Genomic DNA, 3,786 nt, shown 5'->3' on the forward strand with positions numbered 1-3,786 from the left:
AATGCCGATCATTTTTAGCTTGGCTATTGACCATTTATTTTACGATCGCGATCACACTTCTGAGTATTCTATCTCAGGAAGAAGGCATTGCTTCTACTGGTCACTTATTTCTGCCATCCTGCACTAGACTGCTATAACTACTAGACATCTCCAAAAATCAAAAATAAAATCAATTCTTATCCATAAATTATCAATTATTTCTCCCTGTTACCCGTTGCCTGTTGCCTCTTTTCTGGAGATGTCTACTCTAGAAGAGACAAAATAGCTAAAATCTAATTACTAATAACTATTAACACCATAAATCATTCCAAAACTCAGAGCTAATACCAAAATGAGGTACACCTATCTTTATTTTTTCTTTCCTGTCCCCTGTTCCCTGTTCCCTGTTCCCTGTTCCCTAAAACAAATGAATTTTTTACCTCACCATTATGGGAATTGCTATAACATTTTCTACTGCTGTAAAATAACTGCAACTTCAGGCATAGATAATAACTTTTCATACAAAAGATTAGCAAAAAATTCATTACCAGATACAGAATAATGCCCATTACCACCTAAGAAAGCAGTTTCTACTTGTTCATTTGGCATTCTCTTTCTAAATTCAGCAATCAAATCAATATAAACTATGTTTCGTTTTTCTAATTCAGCCTGTAGATATTGTCGCCAAAAACTAGATTCATTCAGATAATAATCAGAATATATTGGCAAATAAACAACCACTAACTTACTATTTTTCCCTTGATTAATCTTCGCCAACTGTTCAAAGATTTTGATAGCTATAGCAGGAGTTTGAGCAACATATTTATTGTCAGTTTCCATTTTTCTAGGAAACAATGTTTGCCATAGATTTAAAAATCTTAACTCCTGAATATATCTGCCACCTTCTGTAATTTTTGGAACTAAAAAAGAACCTCTAGGCACAGGAAAATTATGATTAACTAACTCCCCATTTTCTAAATACAATAATGGTTTCCCATAACCCAAAGACCTTGCCAGCTGCATCCGCACAAAATCATCAGTAATAAAAGCAAATATCTGAATATTATGGTCAAACTTAGTACCATCACGTTTGTACCATAAATAAGCTTGGTCAATACCATATCCCCCTTGACCCATATTAATAGTTTGTAAACGTTGATTGATAGATGTTAATAATTGACACCATGTTTGGTCATTACTAACACCCCATCCCATCGTAAAAGAATCCCCAGAACAAATTATCCTAACTTTATTAGGGGGGATATTAATACTAAAGTCTTCGCTATTTCTCAAAGATTGAGAATTTGTTCGAAAATATATCCCCGGAGCATACATATTTGGAATATCAACATTAGGAAGATTCACCCATCCTAATAATTCATCATATTGGGTGTGACGTATTTCGCTAATTGGTTGAACTTTACTGATTTTATAAAACAGTAAAATAATGCTAGATAGACCTTCAACAAAGCTTAATATAAGCAAACATAAAATTAGATTAATTGAGACAATTTTGAGGATTTTTTTTGTCTTGCTTAAAGCATTTTTTACCATCAATATTAGAGTTTTGAAAATCGGGAAATGTGAGGTATATAGAGGACAAATCGATTTAATTGAGACAATTTTCAGAATTTTTTTTGTCTAACGTAAATCGTTCTTGAGCATCAATATCAGAGTTTTGAAAATCGGGAGATGTGAGGTATCTAGGGCACAACTTTAGCAAAATTTTATTCAGTAAAAGAAATTCTTCTTGACCAAAAAATTTTGGTCTCAAGCCTCCCTTTTTAAGAGGATAAAAAGCGGTCGAGAGATGGCGAGGTTTCCATTCCCTCCGGGACGCTTTTCTTTACAGAATGCTATCGCAAACGCGTTAACCTAGTTGTGCGCTAGCAAACGCCATATCTAATCGACCAAGAGAAAAGAGAATATTCCTTGTGTTAAGCATAAGGGTTCAGCAAGCATAAGGGTTCAGCTAGAGGTACTGTGAGCGTAGCTGCTCCGGAGGAGGCTAACTGATAACTGGAGATAACCTACTATCTACCACTTAACTACTACGATGCTCATTATTGTACTTAATTCTGGCACCAGCCCATTGTAGTTTTTCTCTAAGAGTCTGGAAAAATGAATAATTTTCCCGCAAAATAATAAACTTAGCCTGACAATCTGCCATACGCACATCCACCCGTTGTCCAGGCCAAATAGCAGTAGATAGAACTCCATCTGCCCAAAGTTTAGTAGTTAGATCGTGCTCCTGTAGAGGCCAAACACTAACTATACAACCAGGAGGAAGTACAATAGGACGACTAGAAAGACTTAAAGGACAAATTGGAGTAACAGAAATAGAAGCCATACCAGCGTGCATAATTGGTCCATTAGCAGAAGCAGTATAGCAAGTAGAACCAGTCGGACTAGCAACAATAAGTCCATCCCCTTGATATTGGTCTACTACTTCACCATCAACTTCTACTTCCAAAATAGAAGTGGGCATCCTGTCAGCAGAAGCAGGTTTAATACAAAATTCATTCAAAGCTAAAAAGCGATCGCTTGATGGTTCGAGGTTAGTGCGATCGCCATTAAACACTGCTGACTGTAACATCATTCGCAGTTGTACAGCATAGCGGTCTTCAAATAACCTATCCCATACCTTCTCTGTATCCTTAAAATCTTCAAAACTTTCTGTCAAAAATCCCAAATGTCCTCCCACATTAACTGCCAACATTGGAATACCTAGAGCTGCTAAATGTCTTGCAGCAGCTAAAGCACTACCATCTCCTCCTAAAACCACTGCTAAGTCAATTTTATGAGTGCTAGAAGCAAGAAAAACTGGATATGGATTATCTTGTGGTCCACTAGGCCCCATTAACACTTGACAGCCTCTATCTTCCAACTGTCTAGCACATTGTTCTGCATAATGCTGACTCACATCATCTTTGGCCTTATGAGCAATAATTACTCGTTTAATGTCCATAGTTAATATTCTAGATTTTAGATAGAGATTGGCAAAATCTCTGCACCACTGAATCATTGTATAGCAATAACTACGGCCTTTAGGAGTTGGATAATTGCTCTGTTATGGCAGAAGGAAAAAAGAAGAAGGAATCAGGAAGAAGGCGTTTAGTTATCTAGGGGAGAAGGAAAAATCTTGTATTATCTGAGTTTGATTAAATCTAATATAACTACTGTAGAAGGCTCATAGGTAAAAGATGTGTGAAGATTTGCATGAGTTTGATCAAGGTTAGACAAATAATACTGTAAGTATTTGCCTGCTTGACTTTCATATGTTTTTGAAGTGGTAAAATTTGTGTTTACTCTGTAAATGCAACTAGAAATTATAACTTTTCTGGCAAAATCATCTGCTTAAATCTGGTTAATTTGTCACTTCCGCAATATTTTATATAAAAATAATTGCCAGAAAAAAAGCCTGAAAGCTATATACAGAGAAGTTTTATTTTGCGTTAAAATCAAAAAAACTAGCAGATTAAATACGTGCGAGCACTTACGCTATTTCCACTATAAATATATTATCAATTCAGTGCGATCGCTGAAGCTATTTCTAGAAGTAGTGCAACAAAGTGGAAGCAGCGATCGTAAATTCTCATAAATTGCACGAATTTAAAGCAAATATGGCCAATTATAGCGCTGCACGCAAGTCAGAAGTCAGAAGTCATAAGTAGGCAGGCAAAAAAGTTGTAAAATAGCCTAGTCGAGTAGATGGAGGAAAATTTATAGTGTGCCAGCCCCTTTAAGAGTACATTTGAGTGAAGCTGAAGACAAAGAACTGCTGGAATTCCAGAAAATTGAGGGAAT

At 36.0% G+C, this 3,786-nt stretch carries 2 protein-coding genes; both read right to left on the reverse strand.

Annotated features, from left to right (window positions below; all coding sequences use genetic code 11):
- Nucleotides 1-450: 450 nt before the first annotated feature.
- Nucleotides 451-1,533: a hypothetical protein gene (locus F6K06_RS33215; protein ID WP_287245273.1), complete on the reverse strand. Its 1,083-nt coding sequence runs from the start codon at nucleotides 1,531-1,533 to the stop codon at nucleotides 451-453.
- Nucleotides 1,534-2,023: 490 nt separating this feature from the next.
- Nucleotides 2,024-2,947 carry an NAD(+) kinase gene (locus tag F6K06_RS33220; protein ID WP_124146038.1) on the reverse strand — a complete coding sequence of 308 codons (924 nt, stop codon included), beginning with the start codon at nucleotides 2,945-2,947 and terminating at the stop codon, nucleotides 2,024-2,026.
- Between the last annotated feature and the right edge of the window lie 839 nt (nucleotides 2,948-3,786).

It is taken from the genome of Okeania sp. SIO1H4 (genome assembly GCF_010672695.1).
Taxonomy (GTDB): Bacteria; Cyanobacteriota; Cyanobacteriia; order Cyanobacteriales; family Microcoleaceae; genus Okeania; species Okeania hirsuta.

Excerpts from the sequence above, each read along its gene's own strand:
- F6K06_RS33215 (WP_287245273.1), bottom strand. The coding sequence starts at position 1,533 with ATGGTAAAAAATGCTTTAAGCAAGACAAAAAAAATCCTCAAAATTGTC.
- F6K06_RS33220 (WP_124146038.1), bottom strand. The coding sequence starts at position 2,947 with ATGGACATTAAACGAGTAATTATTGCTCATAAGGCCAAAGATGATGTG.